Source organism: Paenibacillus baimaensis, assembly GCF_025567575.1.
Map to the genome: position 1 here is coordinate 513,363 of NZ_JAOQIO010000094.1, position 25,191 is coordinate 538,553.

Consider the following 25,191-nt stretch of genomic DNA (forward strand, 5'->3'; position numbering starts at 1 on the left):
GGAGACACCTCTTTTAACTTGTATCGAAAATAACAACGAACGTACGGAAAATGATTTGAGCGTTAAAGTGTAGATAACTAACATTGCAAACTCTTAGTCAGTCTGTCAGGTTTTGACGGTGATCGGATGATTTAGCGCGAACAGCCAGTTTAGCGAGAGCCGATGCGGTCTGCCGAGCTACGCTGAGAACTTCGTAAAAGTCGATATCCGTGCCGCGTGAAGCGGACAGGGCAGAAGATATAGTATCCAAGGTCATGCGGACCAAAAGACGTGCTTCAGCACTGCTATTGTTGTCTACGAAGCGGTCGATGATAGCCTGAAAGCCAGTACGAATATCCTGACCTGTTTCATGGAGGCGGAGCATGATCGGCTGATTGGCTTGAGAGAGAATCATAACCTGTAATCTTTCAGGAGTGGTGCATTCAATCCATCGGTGTGCAGTACGTTCGAGTAGATCAGGAACAAGCGGCTGGTTTTCCAGCCATTCCTGCAGCTCCTCAAGCTGAGTGTGGCGCAGCTGAATAAGGCTAATCAGGATATCTTCTTTATTGCGGAAATGATAATACAGTGAAGACTTTGTCATACCCAGTGCCTCGGCAATATCTCGGGTAGAGGTTCTCTCGTACCCTTTTTCAATGAAAAATTTTAAAGCAATGCTCAATATCTGAGATCGCGTTTCTTCGCCGGAACGACGCTCTGGCGAAATGGAGTTGCTCATGATATTAGCTCCTTCCTTTAACAGGAGCAACACATATACTCCCTACACATAATATTAGCCAAAATTAAAATCTAAACTCATACTATCTTTCTAATTGACCCTCGTCAAGCTTTTACCGGTACCAAGAAGCATTGCTGCGCTGGGTTAAGATGGTTCTTTTCATGTATTCCTTGACACTTAACGAACAGTCGTTTAGTATTTAGTTAACGAACGGTCGTTAAGTTACTATATGCGAATGATCGTTTAGTTATAAAAAGCCGTGTATAAATTGAACCGGCAAAGAGAGGATATATACTCATGAAAAATTCTGCTGACACTCACATAGCTATTATTGGCGGCGGCCCTGCTGGACTCACTAGCGCACGTATTCTTCAGGGATATGGTTTCTCCCCAATTGTGTACGAAATCGATACGTCTATTGACTCCCGTGACGCTGGTGGTACTCTTGATCTTCATGCGGATTCGGGGCAGATCGCACTGGAAGACGCTGGACTCGAGGAAGCATTTCATGCACGTGCAAGAATGGAGGGACAAGCAAAAAAACGACTTTCTCACACGGGTAAGCTCGTCGCATCTTTTGTTCCAGAGGAAGACGATTCTGCTGCTCCCGAGATCGATCGCGGCCACCTTCGTGCCATGCTCGCTGAACATCTTAAACCTAACACCATCCGTTGGGGGCACAAATTAGTTAGCGCGACTGAGCTCCATGATGGACGTATTCGCCTAGAATTTGAGAACGGCCATATGGATGAGGTTGACCTGGTTATTGGAGCTGACGGAATTTGGTCAAAGGTCCGACCTCTTCTCACGGATGCAAAGCCTATCTATTCGGGTGTCTCTTACCTCGAAATTGATTTCGCCGACGTAGAAACCGATCATCCCGCACTTAGCGAGCTTGTCGGTCCCGGCCATGTGTTCGTCACTGATGGTGCAGGTCACGGACTCGTCGTTCAGCGTAATAGCAATGGACATATCCGCGGCTACATTGCAATGCTTGCACCAGTTGACTGGTATATTCATGCTGGTATTTCTCTCGATGATACCGACGCAATCCGTCGTTACCTAGTTAAAGAGTATTCGGAGTGGGATTCGATCTTACTCCCGTTTCTAACGGATACCGATTCGGGCTACCTGAACCGACCCATCCATATCCTGCCTACGCCACTTACATGGAAGAGCAACCGTAGTGTAACGCTTGTAGGTGATGCTGCTCATGCCATGGCACCGTTCGGAGGATTCGGCGTCAACCTCGCCATGTTAGACGCTGCCGAAATCGCACATGCTGTTGCCAAACATGCAACTGTAGCGGAGGCCATCGCGGCATATGAATCAGAGATGTTTCCACGTGCCAGTGAACATGCAGTCGGTGCCAATGCAGGGATCCTCCGGTTTCTATCGCCCGAGGGAGCTAAATCCGGTATGGTGCCCGATCATGAGGCCGAGCATCAGCAATACCGGGATGCGGCTGAAGCCTATCGCCTACGACAAGGAGCAGATACAACTCTCGTACGGAACCAGTCAAACGAAGTATTGCACATTCCGACGAAAAGCCTGCACGCTACAGAAGGACGGTGGACAATTACGTTCAAAACCCCACGTGGCGAAAATAATATCGAGCTTGTGCTTGCTATCGACAATGAAGAGCTTTCGGGCACCTATGATGGACAACCGATTCAACAAGGAAAAATTAATGGCTGCGACGTAACCTTTACGACTCGTTTGACTTCACCATTTCCGATGAAGGTATCCTTCAAACTGACAGTCAACGGTGACATGATGACTGGTTCCGCAAAAGCACCGATGATGAAGGTACCTGTTAACGGAATTAGAGTAGTAACTTAAAGGAGGCATGAGTAATCTGTGACTAGCCTTATGTTAAATACCATTTTTGCTTGTGCCGGCATTTTCTTTGCTGGCCTCTTCGCAGGTACAGAATTTACAGTACGATTTGGCATGCGAGGTCCACTGGACCTGCTGGAAGAATCTTCGCACATTATTGTCCGACAAGGGCTTATCCGTACACTGCGCATCATAGCACCATCATTTTATTTCCCGGCTCTCCTATTCGGAGTAGTTTCACTTCTTACAGGTGACAGCGGAACTCCGTTCGTTCTCAGGTTACTCGGGATTATGATGTTAATTATTTGGCTTGGAGTTACATTCATCGGTACGGTTCCTATTAATAGCGCCGCACTAGAGTGGCGGCCTGAAGCTCCCCCAAGCAACTTCCGGTTTCTTGTGGAACGGTGGGAGAGGCTTGCGATAGTTCGCGTAGTAACATCTGTTTTCGCATTCGGCTTTTTCCTAATCTCCGAGATCATCATCGTTGCCTCATGATAAGGAGAGATTATTTACTTTGTGATAAAGCGGGCTACAAGGAATCGATAGTTTATTTGTAAAGAGAGCTAAACTGCTTCGTATTCGAGCAGCAAGGGGGGAGGAAAGTATGGCGATGATTATGGTTGTCGATGACGATCCGGATATACGGGAGCTGATCCGCGTATATTTGGTTGGAGAAGGGCTTGGTGTGATTGAAGCCGGCAATGGACAGGAAGCGTTGAAGCTTATCGAATCGACACGAGTCGATCTTGTCGTTCTAGATGTGATGATGCCGCTCATGGATGGCTGGGACTTGTGCCGCGAGCTCCGCAGTCACTCTAGCGATCTTCCGCTGGTGATGGTTACCGCGAAGAGTGAATCGGCCCACAAGTTAAAAGGGTTTCAGCTCGGTACGGACGATTACGTCGTCAAGCCATTCGATCCGGTCGAGCTTGTAATGAGGGTGAAGGCGCTGCTTAAACGATATAAGATCGCTTCTTCCCAGCTGATATCTATTGGCGATATGACGATTGATCGCGTCTCTTTCGAGGTCTGCGTGCAGGAGCAGCACTTCTTACTGCCTCTTAAAGAATTTGAGCTGCTGTATAAGCTGGCCAGCTATCCCAGACAAATCTTTACCCGCACGCAGCTGATCGGCCAAATCTGGGGGATGGATTTCGAAGGCGACGAAAGAACAGTAGACGTTCATATCAAGCGGTTGCGTGAGCGATTCGAGCCCTTAACCGATCAGTTTAGAATCGCTACAATTCGCGGTCTCGGTTATCGCCTCGAGGTGTGCGGCTCATGATCAAGACCCTTTATCTACGATTGGTATTGACGTTCTCGGCCGTCGTCGTCGTCAGTATATTCCTGACTTTTCACATCGTCATGCTGCTTTATACGAACCGAATTACAACCGAGGTGCAGGCTAGCTTGCTGAAAGTGGGCAACCAACTTGTTGAGATGAGCAACGAGTATCAGCCGATAAAATTGGAAACTCTACTTGAAGGCAGTACCCAATTCAATGACAGCTATTCCTTGTTCTTATTTGACGACAGCGGTTACCAGGCCTCCTTCGGGGTTGAAAAGAATAACGATAGGATAGAGCTGGATCAACAAAGGGTCACCTCTGTTCTGCACGGGAACATCTACAAAATTGAAACTAAGAATTTTATTTACGCCGACTTCAAGGAATCGACGAATTTGATGATTGGCATCCCGCTTTGCGTAAACGGCAAGCAATACGCCCTCTTCGTAACGCCCAAGGTGTCTGAGGTAGCGAGGAAACAGACCCGTAACACGATAATTACTGCTTTGCTTATCGTACTTCTCATTGGAAGTTTGCTCATACTGGTCGCTTCACGGTATATCGTGAGTCCGATCAAGAAGCTGACACTGGCAACGAATCGGCTGGCGCGCGGCAATTTCAACGTGAATGTGAATATAAAAAGAAGTGACGAGATCGGTCTGCTTGCCGAAGGCTTCAACCATATGGCGGGCGAGTTGAAGCAGCTTGAGCAGATGAGGCAAGATTTCGTCTCTAACGTATCGCATGAAATCCAGTCGCCACTGACCTCAATACGGGGATTCTCCAAGGCGCTCCGCCAATCGGCATTGCAGGAGGATGAACGCCATCGTTATTTGGAAATCATCGAGCGGGAAAGCGAGCACTTGTCTCGGCTAAGTGAGAACCTGTTAAAGCTGGCTTCATTGGAATCAGAGCATCATCCCTTTCATCCCACCACATATGATCTCGACGAGCAGCTTCGCCGCGTGGTCGTTTTCTTCGAACCCCAGTGGTCGGAGAAGGAGCTTGGGCTGGATTTGAATTTGCCCAGAGTGAAAATATCTGCAGATGCGGATCAATTAAATCAGGTGTGGACGAACCTGATTGGCAATGCCATCAAGTTCACTCCGCATCAAGGAACGATTCAAATAAAGCTTGCGGCCAAGACGGATCGCGTTGTCATCAGCATCCAGGATAGCGGAATTGGTATTAAGAAAGAGGAGCAGGAACGGATCTTCGAGCGTTTCTATAAAACCGATCACGCCAGACAGCGTGGATCGGGGGGAAGCGGACTGGGACTTGCCATCGTCAGAAAAATTATCGAGCGGCACCATGGAAGCATTTCAGTCGCCAGCGAACCTGGCGAGGGTACGTTATTTACCGTAATTTTACCGATTTTTACCTACTCGTAGAACACTTATATATGATGAAAACCTTGGAGGGAACAATCGAGGCCACTGAAGAACTAGCATGGTTTTCAATAGCCATTTAATGAGATTGCCCTTATTGTGGGGAAATCCGAGACCGCAGCCAGACAACTTGTGAGCCGGGAACGACATAGAGTGCGAGGAGCGGGTACAATGCCTGAAGCTGATCTTGCTCGTCAACGAGAACTTGTCGACGCTTTTCATGCTGCTGCACACGCCGACGATTTCGATTCGTTGGTAGCGGCACTTGATCCAGACGTTGTGCTTCAGGGCGATCGCCAGGGAGTTTTAAGAATAACTCGAGGCGGTGCAGCTCTGGCCGAGCAAGTTTCGGGACGTGCACAGGCTGCACAGTCAGCTCTCGTGAACGGATCCGTTGGAGTCATCGCGGCAGACTGCTCTATGTACTGGATTTTACAATGGGGAACGGAAAGATCGCTGAGATCGACAAGCTGCTCTGCTTCGAGTTTACAGGTGTGTGAATCGCAACTGGAGCAGGATTTGAATTTTTTTCTGGTTTATCTGTTTTTTTAACGGGGCTGCATCCGGCTAATAATCCAGCCAGTATGACCATAGCAGCCAATAAGTGGATGGTCTCCCTGTTCATCTCATGATCTCCTTTTTTATTATATCCAGATTTATATTCGACGTTTCCCATAATTTACCTGCAAAAAATGAGAGACTTTGTAATATTTTTCTTACAAACTCATCTCATGTTGTACAGACAGAATAAACATGCCTCTAAACGGAACGGTAAAGAACGATTAAAACTAAAATATACACTGTTCACCTCTGTAAGAAAGTGATTATACTGAAGGTAGCAACGAACAAGGAGGTAATATACATGAAAAAAAACATGATGAACCACACCGTATCCGCATATAAGGGTGGAACCATCTTATAAACTGTAAAAGTTGTACCCCTTATGTGTAATTTAATAAAACACGAAGAAGGGGTAAACCATGCGTTTTCCAATGAAAAAATTTTTCTCTTATTACAAACCCTATATAAAATTATTTATTGCTGTATTGGCCTGTACCTTTATCGTATCTGCTGTGAGCTTGGTGTTTCCGCTGCTGGTGCAGCACATTACGAAAAATATTTTGGCAGGAGACCTGTCCGCTGCGCTGGGTAAAGTGTATGGGATTGGCGGGCTCATGATTGTTATGGTCGCGATCCAGAATATCGGAAACTATTTTGTGGATTATAAAGGGCACGAAGTCGGAGCTCGTATGGAAAGTGATATGCGCAGCGAGCTGTTCGCACATATGCAATCCTTATCCTATGACTTTTATGATAAGGAAAAGACAGGGAAGCTTATGTCACGCATAACCAACGATCTCTTGCTGCTCTCCGAACTGTACCACCATGGCCCGGAAGACTACGTCAAATACCTCGTCCGCTTTATTGGTGCATTTGTGATTTTGTTCTCTATCAATGCCTCTTTAACGATTGCGGTATTCTGTTTTTTTCCACTACTCGGTGTCTTATCCTTGTATTTCAATAAGAAATTGAACAAAGCATTACGAAGGAACAAAGAACGAATCGGGGACGTTAACGCGCAGGTAGAGGATAGTCTGTCAGGAATCCGTGTAGTCAAATCGTTCGCCAACGAGCACATAGAGATCGATAAGTTTAACCGTGAAAATTATCGTTTCCTCGATAGCCGTAAGCAAACGTATAAAGCAGAAGCGTACTTTTTCAATGGTGTCGAAACGATTATTCAACTGATTACGATTACGGTGATCATCTTTGGAAGTGCCAGTATTGTTGGCAGCACGTTGGAAATAGCAGATTTGATCACGTTTCTTCTTTATATCAGCTTTATGGTTGAACCTATTCAACGGCTGACGCATATGAGCACACAGCTGCAAGAAGGAATCACAGGCTTCCAGCGTTTTATGGAAATGATGAGCCTGAAGCCGACGATCGATAACAAACCGAATGCTTTGATGCTACGAGAGGTTCGTGGGGAGATTGAGTTCAAGCAAGTATCCTTCCGTTACGAGGATCATTTAAATTATGTACTGGCAAATCTGTCACTTCGTGTGCAGTCGGGAGAGTACGTTGCGTTAGTAGGTCCGTCCGGCGCGGGAAAAACGACATTTTGCTCGCTCATTCCTCGTTTCTATGAAGCAACCAGTGGTGAGGTGCTGCTGGACGGGATCAATGTCAGGGATATCGATCTACGATCTTTAAGAAATCAAATCGGCATTGTACAGCAAGAGGTGTACCTTTTTGCAGGAACGGTTATGGAAAATATCCGTTACGGAAAACCATCTGCGAACGATGATGATATTATTACAGCCGCTAAGCACGCCAACGCCCATGACTTTATCATGAACTTGCCTAACGGCTATCACTCCGAGATCGGACAACGTGGCGTCAAACTGTCTGGTGGTCAAAAGCAGCGGCTAAGCATTGCTCGTGTATTTTTGAAAAACCCTCCTGTTCTCATCTTGGATGAAGCAACGAGTGCGCTGGATAACGAGAGCGAGAGTATTGTCAAGGAATCGCTGGAATCATTAGCAAAAGGGCGTACAACGCTTGTCATTGCCCATCGGCTTTCCACGATTCGCAATGCTCAACGAATTGTTGTATTGACGGAGAACGGAATTGCGGAACAAGGTACGCATGATTCGCTGCTTGCTGGCGATGGCGTATATGCACAGCTGTATGCCAAGCAGTTTGAATTATAAGTTTAAGCTCTTACATTAAAAATCGGCTTTCCCTTCACGAATAGGGAGCCGATTTTTTGCGCTGATATAAGCTGTTCTTGTGTTATAAGATTGTAAATTTGGACAAATGTCCTTTAATAGAGGCAGCCTTCGTTGTTTAATGGAATTGCAAGGTATTCACATGCGTCGAGCTAACGGAGGTGAGGCAGACAAAATGGGATGAAGTCAAGGTGCTAAGCAGCATAGTCCCATCCGATATTGGCACAATATTGAAAAGACACTGATATGAGGGGGTTTGATAGTGGACGAGTCTATGATCCGCGGCCTGATGCGCAAACACAGCTGGCTGAACGACATGCTTGGCAGCATGCCGTCAGATTTGTTTGCCCAGTGGGAAATTCGCCGCTATCAACCTAACGACATGGTGTGCGATCAGGGAGGGCTGGCTGACTATTTTTGTATCGTGCTTGAAGGTGAATTCAAGGTAGAGCATGTGTTGGGTGACGGGCACTTGCTGATTATTGCTTATTTATATCCGGGGCAGTTGATCAGCGATATTGAGATCGCCTTGGGAAGGCCGTATGTATGCCGGATTACGGCCGTGAATAAAGCTGCGGTGCTTAGGATAAAGGAAGATGTTTACCGCAAATGGATTACGACCGACATTCACTTTTTGTTGTATCTGACCGCCCAGCTCTCTGGCAAGCTCTACGCGTCTGCACAGAAATCGATTGACCAGGTGTCGATGTCGCTGCGTCATAAGCTGATCCGTCATTTGTACAGACAGGTTGAGCATTACGATTTTAACGAGCATGTCGCGTTTATTGCTTCCTTGTCGCGGGAGGATATTGCCTCTCAGTGGGGCGTTACGGTGCGCAGCATTAACCGGATTCTGAAGGAGCTCAAGGATCGTCGAATCATTTTCGTGAAAAAAGATCAGATCATTTTCAACGAATGGAGCCGCTATATGATGGAAAAAGAATTAAGCGAGCTTGAGAACATTTAACTTTTGAGGAGCGATTAAACAATGGCACAAATGCCAACGGCAATGAAAAGCGGCTTGGAGCAAAAAGGCATAACGGCTCGTCACATCGTGGCAATCGTCATCAGTGCATTAATTTTTGGAGCGACCATTTATATATCACGCTACTTCCCAATTAAAATCGGTACAGTCCAGGCGATTTATCCAGCAGCCGTATTTGCCCCGTTATTCGGCGTATGGTTCGGAGTCTGGGGATCGGCCGGACTGGTCGTTGGCAATATCTTGTCGATGCTCGCAGTCGGTATGAACCCGGCTGTCTATCCGCTTGCTTTGCTGGCGCAATTTATGATGGGTTTTGTACCAGGTATTGCGTACCGCAAGGTGAAGTTCGAAAGCGTCATGGATCGGGTGTATTTTATAGCTATGGTGACTATCGGTATGGTGGCTGCTACGGTATTGGTGGTGCTCAATCTTATTATTTTCCAAAAAGTTCCTGCCAACATTGCTTGGGGAACGGTTTGGGCCTGGATGCAGGTCAGTAACACGCTTACGGCTGCAGTGATTAGTCCGCTATTATTCGCCTGGATGTCCGATTATATGAATAAATCCGGTTTGTTTTTCAAACGCTTTTGGGGTTAACAAGGAGAGAAACGTCTTATGCAGCTTTATTATCCTTCTAATTCGATTATTCACTATATGCATGGTTTCACCAAGATACTCATATTTGGATTGTTATTCACGATTATCCCTTTATTTATGGAACAGACTTTCAGCTTACTGACTGTGCTGCTCTTGTGTCTGCTGTTATTTGTGTATATCCGGCCACCTCGGATGCAGTGGATGCTGCTTGTCCCTGTCATGGTGCTTGCCGTGATGATGAGCCTGACCTACTTCTTTGCGAATATGGGCGGTGAAGTGTACGCACAACTGGATCTGGGCTATTGGATGTTAATGATTTCTTCAGGCAATATCCAATATGCTTTAACTTTTTTCTTGAGAATGATGATTTGGTGTCTGCTGTTTTTTGTACTGTTATTTACTACGTCTTCGGAAGATCTAGTCATAGGGTTGAAAAAATTCGGCTTGCCGGAATTTGTCACCTTATCGATTTCATTGGCACTGCGGTATTGGAATCTGATGATTTTCGACGTAAAAACGGTCATGGATGCCCAGTTCTGCCGCGGGGTTGATTTTCGCTCGGGAAGCTTGCTGACACGTACGAAGCATTTTGCCAGTATTCTTGTTCCGGTACTCTTCGTATTTTTAAAACGATTCCGAACGACCAGCTTCGCCCTGACTCTCAAAGGCGTAGGCCGATCGAACAAACGCACTTATTATTACAATCCTCGCTTGACCGCACTGGATAGGTGGGCCATCCGAATGGCTGTGCTGATCTGTGTGATCTGGTTGGTAATACGCTTGCTCTATGAACTTTAGTTTGATCCCAGGAGGGAAGACATGATCCAATTTCATAACTATTCATGTATGTATGCGGCCAAATCAGAACCTCTCCTGCATACGCTGAATCTTAACATCAAGCAGGGAGAATTCGTCTTTGTCACGGGGCCAAGCGGGGGCGGCAAATCGACGCTATGTTTTTCGATCAACGGGTTGATTCCGAATGAAATGGAAGGATCGTTATACGAAGGCAGTGTGACGGTGAACGGAATTCCTGTACAGGAAACGTTTCCCTATGATCTTGTTTCAGAAGTCGGTACCGTCCTGCAGGATCCCGAATGGCAGCTTGTGAGAGGCACGGTTAAGGAAGAATTGACTTTTGCATTGGAAAATATGGGTGTACCTGTGGAGGAGATCGATCGTCGTTTGGCGGAGGTCGTGGATAAGGTTCAAATCAAGCCGATTCTTTTGCGTTCTTCGCTTGAGCTATCCGGTGGTCAGAAGCAGAGAGTCGCCATTGCCGCATGCCTGATGATGCAGCCGAAAGTAATCGTGCTCGATGAGCCAACGGCTGAGCTTGATCCCCTGGGCAAAGAGATGGTGATAGAGACTATTCGTAATCTTCACGAACAATGGGGTTATACGGTTGTATTCGTCGATCACAATCTGGATGTTTCGTTCCCCTATGCAGATCGGGTTATTGTGGTGGCAGACGGACGTATAGTCGCTGATGCTCCACCCTCGGAGCTGTACGACCAGGCAGGTATTGGGGATTGGCTGCCGATGCCGCAAGTCATAGAGATAGCTCGGAGGCTCGGCATTCGCAAGGAATTGGGAGCTTCAGGTTATGGAGACCCTCTGAATGTGGAGGAGCTGAAGGAAGAGATGGAACGGGGGCGAACTCCCCATCGCTATCAGGCAGTTGGACCCGCTGTACAACAACAGAATAATGTCCTGTCCAGGGCCCAACCGATAATAGAGCTCAAACAAGTCATGTTTCGCTACAAGAAGCAGGAAGATGAACTGACGATCAAACCTGTCGATTTACGAATTGGCAAGGGTGAGTTTACAGCAATTATCGGGCGTAATGGAGCTGGCAAATCTACCTTGTGCAAGTTGATTACAGGGTTATTGAAGCCGCAAAGCGGGGAAGTGCTTATTCATAACAAGTCTGCGGTTTCCTATCGAGCCGATCAGCGAGTACGTCATGTCGGGTTCGTATTTCAAAATCCGGATTTTCAATTCGTTAGTCGTTCCGTCTATGAGGAAGTGGCCTACGGCTTGCGTATCCAGAAAATGAACGAAGCGGAAATTGAAAAGCGGGTAAAGGACGTAACCAGGTTATTGCATATTGACAATTATTTGCAGGAGCATCCGCATTTTCTAAGCAGGGGAGAGCGGCGAAGGGTGGCTATCGCTTCTATTTTGGCATTGGAGCCGGAAGTGATCATCTTGGATGAACCAACGACGGGACTCGACTCCAAGCGATGCCGGGAGATGATGAATCATATTCGGACATTATGGGAGCAAGGCCATACGATCGTGATGCTTACTCACGACATGCGAGTAGTAGCAGATTATGTGCCGAGAACGATCGTCATGTCAGATGGCGAAATTCATTGGGACGGACCTACCCGGCATATATTTGCCAAACGTGAGGAACTGCACCGTTATAACATTACATTACCTCCTGTTGCTGAGCTTTCTTACGCCTTGGGATGGTCTGAACCGGCTCTGACATCCGACGAGTTTATTGCCCGTGTTGAAGCTGAATACACAGAAATGACAGCTGTTGGAGGCTTACGATGAATTCTTTCAGAATCATGATGCTTGGCGTGGGGAACGGGTTTATTAAATCTACCTATCATAACAACGCGTTGATTGAGACTCAGGGAAAATTATTTTTGTTGGATTGTGGCGCTCTAGCCTGGCACAGCCTGCATGAAATTGGGCTGGGTTTTGAAGATATTGAGGGGATTTTCATTACACATCTTCATTATGATCATTGCGGCGGTTTGGATGAAGCGGCTCTATATGGCGCTTATGCGGCTAACAGGCGGATGAAACTATGGATTCCTGTCCCGTTAAAGGGCATTTTGTGGGATCATCATTTAAGAGGCACGCTGGAGAGTATGGTGGATGGTAAATCGGCTTTGGACGATTATTTTGATGTGCAATGGGTGGAGGAAGGAGAGCTTTTCTCATTTGTTTCTGTTGTTGGAGAGAGCGCAGCACCTGCTGATAACCCAAGTCATACAACGTTGACAGCTCAGTGGATGCGAACACTTCATGTGCCATCCAAATTCAGCTGCTCCCTGATACTGGATAACCGGTTCTTTTACAGCTCGGACATGCAGCCTGACAAGGAACTGCTCATCGGGTTGTCCGAAAAGGGAATCAAGACCTTTTATCACGAGACCTGTTTTGGGCAAAATGCGGTACATTCTGCTTTTGAAGAGTTGTGCGAATATCCCGAAGACATACGCAAGCGTATGTATCTGATGCATTATGGCGAAGCACCTGGCGGCATGACGGCATCCGATTTGCAAGGCATGCAGCTGCTGAGACAGCATGAATGGCTGACTTGGTAAGTATGAATGAGAGAATAAGGAGTGAGTAAGTTGAAACAGTCATTTCCGTTTGTACGGATGGCATTGCCGGAATGGTTTATGTTAACGGTTCACAAGGTTTGTAGTAAAATGAATGATGATGCGACAGGGCACGATTTCCTACATGCGGTTCGTGTCATGGAGTTGGCTGATGAGATAGCCAGACAGCTTGGAGCGGATCGTAGTATCGCGATGACAGCCGGGCTGCTGCATGATTACTACCGCAAAGAGGAAAAACAAACCGGCAGGCTTCACTATGGACCGGAAGCGATCAACGGGTTGCGATTGGAGTTTGGCCCATTGCTTATGCCTGCGCTGGAGGAAGAGCAATTCGAGCGGGTGATCGATGCGATAGCGCGTCATGAGTGGTATGGCAAGAATAGCGAAGGGGGAGGAAGCGATTTATCCCTGGATGCGCAAATTTTGCAGGATGCTGATCGGCTTGAGGCTATTGGAGCGGTTGGCGTTGCCCGTACGTTCATGTTCGGCGGCGCTCATGGACTGCCCATGGCAGAGGACGAGGCGCTGCCAAAGGATGCGTGGTTTGACCCGAATATTCCCCCGAAGGGCTCGGTGTACCGGCATTTTTATGAAAAGCTGCTGCATCTTGCTGATGGTATGCACACCGTTCCCGGCCAAAAGTTAGCTGCATCGCGTCATCAATTTATTGTCTTGTTTCTTGAGCAATTTGAGGGTGAATTAGCGTTAAACTCACAGGCATAGTTATGACAATGCGGTGCTGTCCCCAAAGTAGATACTCTACTTGTGGGGCAGCTCTGCAGGTATGCGTCAGGGCTGTGAAAAAGGGCTATCGGGGAGTTAATAGCTTATTTTTTCTAAACAAATAAACAATATACAATAGCATGGGGATACCAAGCGCGCAGGTCACATCCCAAAAGATATAGTAGTCGACGACCTTATTGAAATAAACGACATTGGGTGTGACCGTAAAAGCCAATCCGAATAGGATCATACCGGTAGGAACGGATAAAGAACGGTAGTCTCGAAGCTTGAAAAATTGGGCCGTTGCGAGTAGAAAAGCATACAGGTCCAACACACTCTTAAAATAGGTGGATATAATCCAGTTTAATGCCAGTATGGCTTCTACCCTCTGTACAAAATTACCTATGTTAATTTTTTGGGCGGATATATAGGTAGCATACAGATGAATGGATGCCAAATTGGGGCCGATCACAAGAACGGTAAGCAAAATGGTCGAGCAAATGGCCATCCCTCCGAAAAAAACACCAAGTAGATAATCTCTTTCCGTATGATTACTGGATATAACTCTTGGGAATAGCATGAGTAAAGAGCACAGCTCGCAAAATGAAAATGTACAGGTATAGAAAGATCCACGAATTGTCGGCAAGATGCCTCCACCCAATACAGGTTGGAGCCTGATCAGCTGGGCCTGGGGGATTAGCAGAATAAACAAGGACACGAACAAGAGGAAATACAAGGGGAAAAAGGTTTCAGCCGTTCGGGCTATTGTCTCCACCCCGCTTTTGACGCCCCAAACCAGAATGATGATCAAAATGAGATGAATGGCATTCATAGGTGTGTTTGTGAATATCTGCGTCGTCAAGAAATCTCCTGCTTCTCGGATCAAGATGGAGACAGTGGTGAGAAAATAGTATAAATAGAAGATAGAGATGATGCCTCCGATCCATTTCCCCAACAACCGTCGATTGTATTCGATTATGGTTAGATTGGGGAATATCCGACTAAAACGGAATAAGAACCAGGCTATTGGCCAGCCGATAAGAAATCCGATTCCCCCAGATAACCAGGCATCTTGTTTGGAGGCAGCAGCGGTTAGTGAGGGGAGAATCAGCAGCATATCACCTATAATAAAGTAGATCACAAGTATGGCTAATTGCTTGGTGCTGATTCGACCATTTTCCAACATATCAACCATCCTTTACATTGAATGTGTGCTGCATCCACTCATAAAGTGGCTTGTACATCATTTCAGGTACTCTCATTGTGCTTGGAATATGGATATCTCTTAGTGCGATTACACTTAGAATGGAGCCAATAATCAACATAAACGAATAAGCGAATGCCTCTCTTGTAAAGGCCTTTTTAATTAGAGAAGGCAGTTCGAATAGCATGGCAATCAATGCCAAGGTGACTACAATGAGAATTGTAAGCAGCATTATTTATTTCTCCTTCATTTTACTTTCAACCGTATGGTTTATCATGCCGATATCACGGATATTAACTTTTGTTTTGTATAGCACTTTGAGATCAGTAAATCGTTCGTCCCAATCTTTTTCCATGGACTTCCATAACTTGGGGTTTGAATTGTAAATGACTTGACCAAAGCCGAAAATATCGACTTTATACTTTTTTTGCATTACGGCAACTGATTTTTTCATTAAGGTTTCGAGTTCTCGCTCCGCTTCTTTTTGTAACTTTTCAACTGTTTTGGGTTCGGTCAGATCAATATCACAGGTAACTTCTCCAATATTCACATCCATCTTTAATTGTACTTCGATATGCGGGTTAACATCCTCCATGAAGCTTTTTACATCGGTATGCGAATGAATGATTTCCAAAGAGATCATCTTGCCATCAGGACATTTGATATTGCCCACCGTGCTTTGCACATTGTTTCGGATGTAATTGTAGCCTTTACCTTCATTCGTACTCAGCCAACCTATCAATTTGTCATTGTTGAAAGCAGCCAATCCTGAATAGTTCAATTTGACTGGGGGATCAATATCCTCAGCTTTGTTGTCGGATCGTCCATTTTCGCTAATTGTAATGCCTGGTAACACCGGGTTGATTCCTTTACTCATCAATTGGTCGGTTAATTTATCTACGGTAACCTTCGTAATCGGAGCCCACTCTTTTGAGGCAGTATCCAGAGAATGATACAACGCTTCAGCCGGAATATTATCTAGAGGCGTCAATACCTTGAGTACTTTTTCGGCTGAAGTCTTTCTTGCGACCATAACAAAATAGTCGATTCTGGATTCTGGATTTCGCACCAGAATATCCAGTACTTTGGCGATTCCATCCTTAGCAATAGGTTCACTCAAAACTAACACTCTGATGTGTGCCGTATAAATTTTTCTGGGACTCGTTTCCGTAAGTTTACGGAAGGCCTCGAACAAGGTGGGTGCAGTTGCTTTATACATGGTAACCGGAGCACTACCTTTTCTAGCCCGGCTGCTTACTTCATCGGGTACGACAACTTGTACGGAGACTTGATACTGCTGACCTACTTTATCTATCGCAATTCCTGAAAGGATCCCCAGCTCATTCAATTCGCGCCGATCCCAGCACCCGGTCAACAACAATACGAACAGTCCTCCTGCAAAAAGCCTCCTTATGGTTCGTGACATAGGTGCACACCTCTGTGATGAGTTATTTGCGTTTGGATACATTCTGACGCACCTTATCTTTTTGTTTAAACAGACTCGGTCGCGTGATCATGCGGGGCCATGCAATGCGGAACAAAGTATCTTTTTGATCTTTTAATTCAAACGGAGCTAATGGGCTCATATAGGGAATACCGAAGGATCGAAGGGTGTTAAGATGAAGCGCTAATATAATAATCCCGGATAAAATTCCGAATAAACCAAAGGAGGCAGCCAAGCCCATTAGGACAAAACGAATCATGCGCACGGAAATTGACATTGCGTTCGCAGGGATTACATAACTGGAAATCGCTGTGATGGATACGATGATTACCACTGCGGCTGAGATGATTCCAGCTTCCACCGCCGATTGACCGATGACGAGGGTTCCGACGATAGATACAGCCTGTCCCACGGTTCTTGGCATTCGTATCCCCGCTTCACGCAAAATTTCATAGATGATCTCCATTAATAAAGCTTCAATGAACGCTGGAAAAGGAACCCCTTCCCGCTGTGAAGCTAAATTCAATAGCAGGTTGGTCGGCAGCATCTCTTGATGATAGGTCGTAATAGCTATGTACATCGATGGAACAATCAGTACGATAATAAATGACATGTAACGGATCACTCTTACCAAAGTGCTGATATCTGCCCGCTGATAATAATCTTCTGAGGTTTGCATGAAATGAACGAACAACGCCGGAACCAACAGTACGAAGGGCGTGCCGTCAATCAGTATAGCCACTCTACCCTCTAATAATCCTGCGACGATCGTATCCGGGCGCTCACTATTATATACCGTAGGAAACGGGGTCAATGTTCGGTCTTGAATGAACTCTTCGATGTAACCACTTTCCAATATGCCGTCAATATCGATTTCGGCCAGACGACGCCGGACCTCTTGGATAATATGGTCATCAGCTACTTGATTTAGATGCATAATCGCAACACTTGTTTTGGTAACCTTACCAATTTCGTGAACTTCAAGCCAAAGTTGTGGGTCTTTGATTCTACGACGAATAAGTGAAATATTCGTTTTTATATTTTCTGTGAAAGCATCCATCGGTCCGCGAACACTCGGTTGCGAAGCCGGTTCACTGACGTTTCTTTCTTTACGTCCAGTGACTCCAATACGTAGTCCATCTGAATAACCATTCATGAAAAGAATGGCGTCTCCCGATAGAAGATTTGTGAATATCGAGCTTAACCCGTGAATAGTGCCGATATCACCAACCGAGAGAATGTTTTCACTGAGGTAAGCGAGCGGGCTGTCGTGATGGCTGGGATCGAATTCAGACTTCATTTTTTTGAGATCTATCAACGAACCCAGGATTTCAGATTGAATCATATCAACATCTGTCAAACCATTCATATATATCAAAGCGATGCGCCATTCGTTGATCAAAACCATTTTTCTTACTATAAGGTCTGGGCTACTCCCCAATGCGTTCTGAACAGTTTGAATATTTATATCCAAGTCTATATCCAAGGAGTCCTGAGTTTTCGATATTGGCTGAATGGAGCCCAACTCCTATTTTCCAGAAATTTGATAGTTATATTGTACCCAGGGGGCAGTGAAAAATACATTTTGTCTTAAAGCAGATCTATAATCGATAACGTGACTCCATTAATCAAAATGTGTATTGTAATAGGTAACAGAAGATAATGATGAAATCAAAGGGGAAAATGTTAAGTGGTTGATTTTGAGTGGTACAGAAGTTTTTGTGAGATATATAAGCATAACTCCGTTTCCGAAGCTGCAAAAACCCGTATGATGACGCAGCCGGCAATGAGTCAGCACTTAGCCTCCTTGGAAGCTAAGGTCGGTGAAGCATTATTCATCAGGTCCTCAAGGAAAATAATTCCAACTGAACGGGGGAAGGAATTATATTCGCAGTTAGCTCCTCTGATCGAGTCTCTGGAGGAAACCACAATGAGTTTTCATGCTGCTTCCTTACCTACGATTACAGTCATTAAAATTGGTGCTGCACATGAATTTTTTAGTGAAAAAATACTGCCTCAGCTTCTTAAGTTCAATGCCTATACCATTTCACATTTTGGAACTGCTGATCAATTGTTAGAATTACTGACGGAGGATACCTTGGATATCATTGTTACATCCAAAAAAATTCAAACACCAGGAATTGAATATTTGAAATTGATGGACGAGGAATTTGTTATTGTTGCTCCTTCTCATTACGAAATACCCGATTTAGATGATCTTAAGAAAAAGGAACAATGGCTCTCAGCTCTAAATTGGATCAGTTACGGGCTAGAACTGCCTATTATTAGAAGAATATGGAGAGAACACTTTAAACGACGTCCAATCATAAGACCTATTCATATTATCCCTAATTTACATATGATTCTAAAAGCGATCGAAAATGGTGTTGGTGTAAGTGTAATTCCTACATACATACATAAACAATCGGTTAATGAGGCCCAATCGCAAATTATTTTTGAGGAATTAAAAGTAAAAAACGAGTTATTTATCGCCTATAAAATGAAATATAAACGTTTACCTCAAATCAATGAGATAGTGAGATTATTAACAAATCATCTATAAATATATTTATGTATAGTCGATCATTTCATAATTTGTTTTATACATTGGTCAGAGTTTAAAATAAAAATGCAGCAAATATCAAATCATTATAGGAGGTCAAAAAAATGGCTAAAAAAGTGTTAATCGTTGTTACTAATCATACTGAAATTTATAAAGGCAAATCGACCGGGATTTGGTTGTCGGAATTTGCAGAAGCCTATCTCGGATTTACAAATAAGGGATATGTGGTTACGGTAGCAAGTCCACTTGGAGGAAGGGGTCCGATAGATCCTGGCAGTGTTGATGCTAACACCCCTGAAGAATTTTTAGAAGTGCAGCCTTATTTAGATAACACGATACAACTTGATGAAGTAGCTGCCGAGGATTTTGATGCGATTTTCTTGCCAGGTGGCCACGGGACGATGTACGACCTTCCCAATAATAGAACGTTACAAAAGCTGCTACGTGATTTTTATGAAGCGAATAAAATTGTCGCCGCCGTTTGCCATGGCCCAGCTGGGTTAGTGGGTGCTACATTATCGAATGGTCAACCCCTTGTAGCCGGCAAACGCGTTAATGCATTTACAGATAGGGAAGAGGCAGATACGACGTTCGATCAACATCTTCCTTTCTTACTGGAAAGCAAGCTTCGTGATTTGGGAGCTATTTTCGTGGCAGCGCCAAATTGGTCTGCTCATTATGAAGTGGACGGTAACCTCATTACGGGTCAGAATCCACAGTCTACTCTGCTTGTCACACAGGCTGTTATTAAACAACTAGGCTAAACCAAGAAATGAGAGGTCATTATGAAGGTTTTCATCACAGGTGCTACAGGTTATATTGGAGGATCAGTAGCCAAGGTTTTACTGGAAGAAGGGCATGTGGTGTATGGATTGGTGCGCAGTCCCGATAAGCTGGAGGCACTTCGACAGATCGGAATAGAACCTGTATTGGGGACGTTGGAAGATACGGATATTCTCATCAAGTACGCTCAATTAAGTGATGGCGTCATTCATACTGCCGATTCCGATCATCGATTAGCCGTTGAGACGTTCATTAACGCCCTGCGCGGTACTGGCAAACCATTTGTGCATACCTCGGGTTCAAGTGTCGTTGGAGATGATGCCCGAGGCGACTATGCAAGTGAACAGATTTTCGATGAGGAAACGCCATTTGTCCCCATGGATATAAGGAAAGATCGTGTAGCAATTAACAATCTTGTACGTAAAGCTGGGATAGAGGATTGGGTCAGAAGCTCAGTCATCGTCCCGTCCATGATTTATGGAGAAGCGCTTGGCTTGCCAACAGAGAGTGATCAATTACCTAAGATTATCCGTAAATCCCGCGAAATGCGCGCTGGAGTTCATGTAGGTAAGGGTCTTAATCGCTGGTCCAATGTTCATATCAAAGACTTGGCCAAGTTATATGTATTGGTTCTTGAGAAGGCACCATCTGCTTCTTATTTCTTCGCTGAAAATGGAGAGGATTGTTTCCAGGACATTGCAAAGGCGATCAGTGAAGCGCTTGGATTTAAAGGGGAGACCATGAGTTGGCCTGCCGACCGTGCTATAGAGGAACTTGGAGATTGGGCGCGCTTTGCTATTTCTTCGAACAGTCGTGTGCGAGCTATGCATGCCAGAAATTTACTCGGTTGGACACCATTCGAGGAACCGATGCTCAGCTGGATACAAAAAATAACTTGAGTTGGAGCTTCGATAACAATCCTAACAACTAATTTATTTGGGGTAAAGAAAACAAGTGCTGTCCCTTAGTCTAATTGATGGCTTCAGGGACAGCTGGTTTTAATGTCGTTTAAATAATTGGATTACCATGGAAGTGCATTTTCCAGATGGAAGAAGCCTCCAGTCGGACCATCCTCAGGTAGCGTTGCTGCCAAAATACTCGTACGGCTGCCTTCCACCTCATCAATATCCGCGCTACCTCCACCAATTTGAGTACGAACCCAGCCTGGATGAATGGAATTAACTTTAATGGGTGTGTCTTTGAGTTCCTCGGCCAAATGAATCGTGAAGGCATTTAACGCTGCCTTGGAAGCATTATAAGCAAAGGTTTTGAATGTATAAATAGGTGAGTTAGGATCTGCATGGAGGGAGAGCGACCCCAGTATGCTGGATAAGTTGACAATACGTCCGGCAGCAGATTTGCGAATCAGTGGTAAAAGAATTTGTGTCAGCTCAATTTGAGCAAAGAAATTGGCATCAAATGTGTCCCGCAATACCTTCATAGGCAGAGTACTTGTTCTGTTGATAATTTCGAGGGACACATTCTCTTGATCCAGCAAAACCCCGGCATTGTTGATCAAGATATCCAACTTTCCATAGTTCTCATCCAGATATTTATAAGCAGCCACATGATCTTCGTGAACATTCACATCGAGTTTTATACTTTCAACTTTCAGGCCATCTTGTTTAAACTGTTCAGCGACTTCAATAGCTTTTTTAGCATCACGAGCACCAATGACTACCGTGGCTCCTAGTTGAGCCAGACCACGAACAGTTTCCAATCCAATACCGCGTGTTCCGCCAGTTACCAATGCCACTTTTCCGTTTAAATCCTGTGCTTTTGTCATTTTATTATTCTCTCCTTTTAATTACTAATTATGTGATTGGGGGATAGCGTGATCGAGAAAATGCGACTCTTATGGGAATGATCGTTCTCTTATGTGTAAAAAAATTTCTTTTTATTTCTCCAAAATTTTTAAAGATACGTTGGCTATACGGTAAAGCTTTTCCTTGCTTATCGATGTACGTGACATGACTCTAAGCCCTAGAAGCGTATTTTGCAAAGACTCCGCCAGCTCTTTGGCATCACAATCAGACGCAAATTCGCCGCCATGCTGTCCCCACTGAATAATATCTGTGAGCAGCTGCTCTTCATTGGCAAAGCCTTTAGTTGCTAAAGAATCAGCATCGGCATCATATGTCGCCAGCTCTACTGCTGCAGTAACAAACAGGCAGCCGAGAGGAGTGTTCTCGTTTTTATCGATAGTGAACTCAAAAATAAAACGTAGTGCTTGCGCAGCCGATTCAGCTTGTTTAATTCTTCTTTCAAGGTCCTTACCCATGATTTCACCATAACGATTCAAAGCTTTGAGAAACAAGGTATGCTTGTCGCTGAAGGTGTCGTATATACTTCTTCTATGAATTCCCATATGTTCGACAAGATCAGACATCGATGTTTTTTCGTAGCCCTGTTCCCAGAAGAGCTGCATAGCCTTTTGAAGTACCTCATTCTCGTCGTATTCTTTGCTTCGTGCCATTCATATCCCCCTCCGGAAAACATCATACCATTACGGGAACGATCAGTAAAGAATTATTTTTGAAATCAACAACGGGAATTATTTTGTTACCAATGATTGACACTGGATAATAATGTATAGTACATTAATTGTAATAGTAAATTTTACGAATAAAAGGAGAGGTTTTTTTGGCACATATGTTGATGATTGAGAGTTGGGTAGGAGCGAGCGGCAACCTGCTGCCACCACTTTTGAAGTCGCTGGGGCACACATATACCTTTGTAACTCGCAAGCCTGAGCATTACCAAAGTGCTCTCAGTACGGAGCAACATCCAGTACTCAAGTATGCGGAATCCGTTCTCATTACTGAAACGAATGATATTCCTGGCTTAATTGAATTCCTGCGGCCCTATCGTTTTGATGGAGTCATCACGGTCTGTGATTATTACATCGAGGTTGTGAGAGAAGTAGCCAAGGCCTTTAATCTGCCATCCCCTTTTCCAGACAATGTGAAAACCGTACGGCAAAAACACCTTATGCGTCAGGCGCTCGACCGAGCTGGACTTGCAAATCCGAACTATCGACTCGCACATAGTTGGGCAGAGGTGGAGCAGGCAGCAGCTGCAATTGGCTATCCATTAGTTCTGAAGCCAGTAGATCTCGCATCCAGTGCATTTGTGAGCCTTATTCAAAATGGGAGGGAATTACAAGACGCTTACAATGCACTCGAAGCATTCCCGCTCAATTTTAGAGATCAGGAAAGAGAATGCACTTATCTCCTTGAGGCGTATATGAAAGGTGAGGAGGTTAGTGTCGAGAGCGTCTCCTATAATGGCGAGACTACGGTATTAGGTATTACGGATAAATCGATTACTGGGACTCCCTATTTTATCGAAAACGGCCATATGTTCCCCGCCCAGCTGAATGATGAAACACATTCGGAGATAACGCAGTTTGTTCAGAAAGCACTGCAAGCTGTAGGCTTTGATCATGGAATTGCCCATACGGAGGTGAAGCTTACAGCAGAGGGCCCGCGGATAGTTGAAATCAATCCAAGAACGGCTGGTAATTACATCGTAGAACTCATCCAACGAGTCACAGGTATCGATTTGCTCCAGGCCTTTGTCGAACTCTCTTTAGGCCTAAAGCCTGTTCTCACGATAAAAGACAGTGGTGTTGCCAGTGCAGCTGCCATGTTTCTCGTTCCTTCCCAAAGTGGCACGATTACTCATATTCAAGGGATTGAATCATTGGAGTCGGATGCGCATATGGTTCGCTATAGGATCGAAAATTGTATTGGCAAATTTATAGAAACTCCGATCGATAATGCCTGCTATTTGGGGCACGTGATCACGCAGGATACGGAAGGCTTAAACGCCAGATTGTATGGGGAAGAAGCGCTCAAACGAATAATTCTGAGCTTTGACAGTAAAGGGGAATGAACGAATGAACATGAATGCTCCGTACTCAGTGAACGATTTGCGAGAAGCTATTTTAGCAGGCAAGTTGGGACCAAAGCCGGATACCTTGCCGGTTACAGGTTCATCCAGCATATACCAGACCACTCAGTTTCCTTCTTCGAGGATCAAATACCACAATTATTATTTGCTGCTAAGAGTGGAAGGTTATTTTGGAGCGTGCTCACACACAGCAGATCAATTGGATATGGAAGCTGCAGCCCAATTCTCAGGGTTATCTCTCGATACTGTCATACGAGATGAGAGACTTCCCGTCCAAATCGCGGCGATGGATGCATATCTTGGTGTCGTTTACCCGCACCTCAACCAGAGCACTCAAGTATTTGATATTCCTGCGGGAACACCCATTCAAAAAGCCAAGCTGCGCGATGCTCTAATCGCAAATATGGCTGACATCCAAGCCTTTCACAAAGTGGCTCTTATTGGTGTGGTCAATCCTTTGGTTGAGGCTATCCAACAACGCGGGGGAATTTGTTTGCCTTGCGATCTGCAGCTTAAAGAAACACAGTCAGGAGAAGCCGTGGAAAAGGATATGGATAAAGTGCTGGATCATGCGGATAGTGTGATTTGCACAGCCATGACTTTGGGCAATGGGACGTTTGACCGTATTCTGGAGCGTGTCAGAGAAAGACAGATTCCTCTGATCATCTATGCACAAACGGGAAGTGCTGTTGTGGCTCAATTTATGAACAAAGGCGTGACTGCGCTGATTGCCGAGCCCTTTCCCTTCACGCAGTTTAGCGCCGGTGCTTCACAACTCTATGGCTATACAAGCAGACAGGAGAAGGAAGACGCCAATGAATATTAAAATAAATACAGATAACTTCCTGCACACGAATCCTTCCCTCTATTTGGCATTTAATGGAGAGCATGACCAAAGCATGGCGCAATTCATACATAAGCTATTAATCGAATATAAGGCCGGGAAGAAGGTACTGGATATCGGAGCTGGACCTGGGCGAGAGGTTGCGTATCTGAATCGTGCCGGATACGAGGTTGTTGGTCTGGATAATTCAGAAGAAATGCTTTCGTGGGCTAAAGAACATTATCCTGAAATGTCGTTTGTATACGGAGATCAGACCGACTTTTCGCTTCAGCAGCAGTTTGACGCCCTTTATTGTGTTGGAAGTACGTTTTTGTACAACTTCAGCAATGAAGATGTGCTCGCGAGCTTGCATTGTTTTCGTAAACATCTGCATACAGGGGGACTTCTTTATCTTGACATGCGAAATGCTGCCTTCTTCCTGACGCAGGAGGGACAGCGGTGGCTAACCGAAGAGCTGGTTGAGCAGAGAAAGGTTCATGACGCTGTTATCTCGCTTCAAACACGTTTTCGTATTGATCTGGCCAATCAAATGCTGGATCGCGACTATTGCTGGACCGTTACGGGATATACACCCATTGTTGAGCATTTAAGACATCGACTCTTATTCCCGCAGGAGCTTGTACACTATCTGACTTCGAGTAACTTCCGTGTGCTGCAGCTTTTTGATCAACCGGCACCTCATGTGAACAAATATGAGGGGGATCGTCCTATAACCTATAGTCAGGACATGCTGGGAACACGGATGCAGATCATTGCGCAAGCAATATAGAAGGAAAGATATAACCGCAAAAAATAAA

The 25,191-nt window shown here is 45.1% G+C and carries 24 protein-coding genes and 1 pseudogene; 18 read left to right on the forward strand and 7 right to left on the reverse strand.

Annotation, left to right across the window (positions count from 1 at the left end; translation table 11 throughout):
- Nucleotides 1-97: 97 nt before the first annotated feature.
- Nucleotides 98-718, reverse strand: coding sequence for a TetR/AcrR family transcriptional regulator (locus OB236_RS26055; protein WP_262686567.1), 621 nt, complete (start codon nucleotides 716-718; stop codon nucleotides 98-100).
- Between the two features lie 297 nt (nucleotides 719-1,015).
- Here OB236_RS26055 and OB236_RS26060 point away from each other — a divergent pair, with 297 nt between their 5' ends.
- From OB236_RS26060 to OB236_RS40165, 12 genes and pseudogenes are all read left to right on the forward strand, one after another.
- Complete coding sequence (locus OB236_RS26060; protein WP_262686568.1) at nucleotides 1,016-2,560, forward strand: FAD-dependent oxidoreductase; 1,545 nt, start codon at nucleotides 1,016-1,018, stop codon at nucleotides 2,558-2,560.
- Nucleotides 2,561-2,578: 18 nt separating this feature from the next.
- On the forward strand, nucleotides 2,579-3,055 hold the full coding sequence (locus tag OB236_RS26065) for a DUF1772 domain-containing protein (protein WP_262686569.1): 477 nt from the start codon (nucleotides 2,579-2,581) through the stop codon (nucleotides 3,053-3,055).
- Between the two features lie 109 nt (nucleotides 3,056-3,164).
- Entirely contained in the window at nucleotides 3,165-3,845 is a 681-nt protein-coding gene (locus OB236_RS26070) for a response regulator transcription factor (protein ID WP_262686570.1), read from the forward strand.
- Nucleotides 3,842-5,236: a sensor histidine kinase gene (locus OB236_RS26075; RefSeq protein WP_262686571.1), complete on the forward strand. Its 1,395-nt coding sequence runs from the start codon at nucleotides 3,842-3,844 to the stop codon at nucleotides 5,234-5,236. Before OB236_RS26070 ends, OB236_RS26075 begins: the two co-directional genes overlap by 4 nt.
- Before the next feature lie 168 nt (nucleotides 5,237-5,404).
- Nucleotides 5,405-5,785, forward strand: coding sequence for a hypothetical protein (locus OB236_RS26080; RefSeq protein ID WP_262686572.1), 381 nt, complete (start codon nucleotides 5,405-5,407; stop codon nucleotides 5,783-5,785).
- Nucleotides 5,786-6,213: 428 nt separating this feature from the next.
- On the forward strand, nucleotides 6,214-7,950 hold the full coding sequence (locus OB236_RS26085; protein WP_262686573.1) for an ABC transporter ATP-binding protein: 1,737 nt from the start codon (nucleotides 6,214-6,216) through the stop codon (nucleotides 7,948-7,950).
- A gap of 280 nt (nucleotides 7,951-8,230) precedes the next feature.
- Nucleotides 8,231-8,935: a Crp/Fnr family transcriptional regulator gene (locus OB236_RS26090; protein ID WP_262686574.1), complete on the forward strand. Its 705-nt coding sequence runs from the start codon at nucleotides 8,231-8,233 to the stop codon at nucleotides 8,933-8,935.
- Between the two features lie 21 nt (nucleotides 8,936-8,956).
- Entirely contained in the window at nucleotides 8,957-9,550 is a 594-nt protein-coding gene (locus OB236_RS26095) for a hypothetical protein (protein WP_262686575.1), read from the forward strand.
- Nucleotides 9,551-9,568: 18 nt separating this feature from the next.
- Nucleotides 9,569-10,348 (forward strand): energy-coupling factor transporter transmembrane component T family protein, encoded by a 780-nt coding sequence (locus OB236_RS26100; RefSeq protein ID WP_262686576.1) that lies wholly within the window; start codon nucleotides 9,569-9,571, stop codon nucleotides 10,346-10,348.
- 21 nt (nucleotides 10,349-10,369) lie between these two features.
- On the forward strand, nucleotides 10,370-12,118 hold the full coding sequence (locus OB236_RS26105) for an ABC transporter ATP-binding protein (RefSeq protein ID WP_262686577.1): 1,749 nt from the start codon (nucleotides 10,370-10,372) through the stop codon (nucleotides 12,116-12,118).
- Nucleotides 12,115-12,900 carry an MBL fold metallo-hydrolase gene (locus tag OB236_RS26110; protein ID WP_262686578.1) on the forward strand — a complete coding sequence of 262 codons (786 nt, stop codon included), beginning with the start codon at nucleotides 12,115-12,117 and terminating at the stop codon, nucleotides 12,898-12,900. The genes OB236_RS26105 and OB236_RS26110 overlap by 4 nt, the downstream gene beginning before the upstream one ends.
- A gap of 108 nt (nucleotides 12,901-13,008) precedes the next feature.
- Nucleotides 13,009-13,356: pseudogene (locus OB236_RS40165) on the forward strand (HD domain-containing protein); the annotation flags it as partial.
- Between the two features lie 370 nt (nucleotides 13,357-13,726).
- Here the strand turns inward: OB236_RS40165 and OB236_RS26120 are convergent.
- Genes OB236_RS26120 through OB236_RS26135 form a run of 4 tightly spaced genes read right to left on the reverse strand, consistent with a single transcriptional unit; the run spans nucleotide 13,727 to nucleotide 17,805 of the window.
- A complete protein-coding gene (locus tag OB236_RS26120) occupies nucleotides 13,727-14,827 on the reverse strand; it encodes a GerAB/ArcD/ProY family transporter (RefSeq protein WP_262686580.1) in 1,101 nt (366 codons plus the stop codon).
- A 1-nt stretch (nucleotide 14,828) separates the two neighbouring features.
- Nucleotides 14,829-15,077, reverse strand: a complete 249-nt coding sequence (locus OB236_RS26125) for a hypothetical protein (RefSeq protein ID WP_262686581.1) — start codon at nucleotides 15,075-15,077, stop codon at nucleotides 14,829-14,831.
- Nucleotides 15,078-15,080: 3 nt separating this feature from the next.
- Nucleotides 15,081-16,271 carry a Ger(x)C family spore germination protein gene (locus OB236_RS26130; RefSeq protein ID WP_262686582.1) on the reverse strand — a complete coding sequence of 397 codons (1,191 nt, stop codon included), beginning with the start codon at nucleotides 16,269-16,271 and terminating at the stop codon, nucleotides 15,081-15,083.
- Between the two features lie 22 nt (nucleotides 16,272-16,293).
- A complete protein-coding gene (locus OB236_RS26135; RefSeq protein WP_408638517.1) occupies nucleotides 16,294-17,805 on the reverse strand; it encodes a spore germination protein in 1,512 nt (503 codons plus the stop codon).
- A gap of 174 nt (nucleotides 17,806-17,979) precedes the next feature.
- Here OB236_RS26135 and OB236_RS26140 point away from each other — a divergent pair, with 174 nt between their 5' ends.
- From OB236_RS26140 to OB236_RS26150, 3 genes are all read left to right on the forward strand, one after another.
- The gene (locus OB236_RS26140; protein ID WP_262686584.1) at nucleotides 17,980-18,852 is read left to right on the forward strand and encodes a LysR family transcriptional regulator; all 873 of its coding nucleotides are present in this window, start codon (nucleotides 17,980-17,982) and stop codon (nucleotides 18,850-18,852) included.
- Nucleotides 18,853-18,956: 104 nt separating this feature from the next.
- Complete coding sequence (locus OB236_RS26145; RefSeq protein WP_262686585.1) at nucleotides 18,957-19,616, forward strand: type 1 glutamine amidotransferase domain-containing protein; 660 nt, start codon at nucleotides 18,957-18,959, stop codon at nucleotides 19,614-19,616.
- 21 nt (nucleotides 19,617-19,637) lie between these two features.
- Nucleotides 19,638-20,534: an NAD-dependent epimerase/dehydratase family protein gene (locus OB236_RS26150; protein WP_262686586.1), complete on the forward strand. Its 897-nt coding sequence runs from the start codon at nucleotides 19,638-19,640 to the stop codon at nucleotides 20,532-20,534.
- A gap of 122 nt (nucleotides 20,535-20,656) precedes the next feature.
- Here the strand turns inward: OB236_RS26150 and OB236_RS26155 are convergent, their stop codons facing one another.
- Complete coding sequence (locus OB236_RS26155; protein WP_262686587.1) at nucleotides 20,657-21,421, reverse strand: SDR family NAD(P)-dependent oxidoreductase; 765 nt, start codon at nucleotides 21,419-21,421, stop codon at nucleotides 20,657-20,659.
- Nucleotides 21,422-21,532: 111 nt separating this feature from the next.
- Entirely contained in the window at nucleotides 21,533-22,111 is a 579-nt protein-coding gene (locus OB236_RS26160; protein ID WP_262686588.1) for a TetR/AcrR family transcriptional regulator, read from the reverse strand.
- Between the two features lie 176 nt (nucleotides 22,112-22,287).
- Here OB236_RS26160 and OB236_RS26165 point away from each other — a divergent pair, with 176 nt between their 5' ends.
- Genes OB236_RS26165 through OB236_RS26175 form a run of 3 tightly spaced genes read left to right on the forward strand, consistent with a single transcriptional unit; the run spans nucleotide 22,288 to nucleotide 25,163 of the window.
- Nucleotides 22,288-23,532, forward strand: coding sequence for an ATP-grasp domain-containing protein (locus OB236_RS26165; protein ID WP_262686626.1), 1,245 nt, complete (start codon nucleotides 22,288-22,290; stop codon nucleotides 23,530-23,532).
- 4 nt (nucleotides 23,533-23,536) lie between these two features.
- Nucleotides 23,537-24,376 (forward strand): Rossmann-like domain-containing protein, encoded by an 840-nt coding sequence (locus tag OB236_RS26170; RefSeq protein ID WP_262686589.1) that lies wholly within the window; start codon nucleotides 23,537-23,539, stop codon nucleotides 24,374-24,376.
- Nucleotides 24,366-25,163: a class I SAM-dependent methyltransferase gene (locus OB236_RS26175; RefSeq protein ID WP_262686590.1), complete on the forward strand. Its 798-nt coding sequence runs from the start codon at nucleotides 24,366-24,368 to the stop codon at nucleotides 25,161-25,163. Before OB236_RS26170 ends, OB236_RS26175 begins: the two co-directional genes overlap by 11 nt.
- The last annotated feature ends 28 nt before the right edge of the window (nucleotides 25,164-25,191 follow it).

Coding starts and splice junctions, on each gene's coding strand:
- OB236_RS26055 (WP_262686567.1), bottom strand. CDS start 718: ATGAGCAACTCCATTTCGCCAGAGCGTCGTTCCGGCGAAGAAACGCGA.
- OB236_RS26060 (WP_262686568.1), top strand. CDS start 1,016: ATGAAAAATTCTGCTGACACTCACATAGCTATTATTGGCGGCGGCCCT.
- OB236_RS26070 (WP_262686570.1), top strand. CDS start 3,165: ATGGCGATGATTATGGTTGTCGATGACGATCCGGATATACGGGAGCTG.
- OB236_RS26075 (WP_262686571.1), top strand. CDS start 3,842: ATGATCAAGACCCTTTATCTACGATTGGTATTGACGTTCTCGGCCGTC.
- OB236_RS26080 (WP_262686572.1), top strand. CDS start 5,405: ATGCCTGAAGCTGATCTTGCTCGTCAACGAGAACTTGTCGACGCTTTT.
- OB236_RS26085 (WP_262686573.1), top strand. CDS start 6,214: ATGCGTTTTCCAATGAAAAAATTTTTCTCTTATTACAAACCCTATATA.
- OB236_RS26095 (WP_262686575.1), top strand. CDS start 8,957: ATGGCACAAATGCCAACGGCAATGAAAAGCGGCTTGGAGCAAAAAGGC.
- OB236_RS26100 (WP_262686576.1), top strand. CDS start 9,569: ATGCAGCTTTATTATCCTTCTAATTCGATTATTCACTATATGCATGGT.
- OB236_RS26105 (WP_262686577.1), top strand. CDS start 10,370: ATGATCCAATTTCATAACTATTCATGTATGTATGCGGCCAAATCAGAA.
- OB236_RS26110 (WP_262686578.1), top strand. CDS start 12,115: ATGAATTCTTTCAGAATCATGATGCTTGGCGTGGGGAACGGGTTTATT.
- OB236_RS26120 (WP_262686580.1), bottom strand. CDS start 14,827: ATGTTGGAAAATGGTCGAATCAGCACCAAGCAATTAGCCATACTTGTG.
- OB236_RS26125 (WP_262686581.1), bottom strand. CDS start 15,077: ATGCTGCTTACAATTCTCATTGTAGTCACCTTGGCATTGATTGCCATG.
- OB236_RS26130 (WP_262686582.1), bottom strand. CDS start 16,271: ATGTCACGAACCATAAGGAGGCTTTTTGCAGGAGGACTGTTCGTATTG.
- OB236_RS26145 (WP_262686585.1), top strand. CDS start 18,957: ATGGCTAAAAAAGTGTTAATCGTTGTTACTAATCATACTGAAATTTAT.
- OB236_RS26150 (WP_262686586.1), top strand. CDS start 19,638: ATGAAGGTTTTCATCACAGGTGCTACAGGTTATATTGGAGGATCAGTA.
- OB236_RS26155 (WP_262686587.1), bottom strand. CDS start 21,421: ATGACAAAAGCACAGGATTTAAACGGAAAAGTGGCATTGGTAACTGGC.
- OB236_RS26160 (WP_262686588.1), bottom strand. CDS start 22,111: ATGGCACGAAGCAAAGAATACGACGAGAATGAGGTACTTCAAAAGGCT.
- OB236_RS26165 (WP_262686626.1), top strand. CDS start 22,288: ATGTTGATGATTGAGAGTTGGGTAGGAGCGAGCGGCAACCTGCTGCCA.
- OB236_RS26170 (WP_262686589.1), top strand. CDS start 23,537: ATGAACATGAATGCTCCGTACTCAGTGAACGATTTGCGAGAAGCTATT.
- OB236_RS26175 (WP_262686590.1), top strand. CDS start 24,366: ATGAATATTAAAATAAATACAGATAACTTCCTGCACACGAATCCTTCC.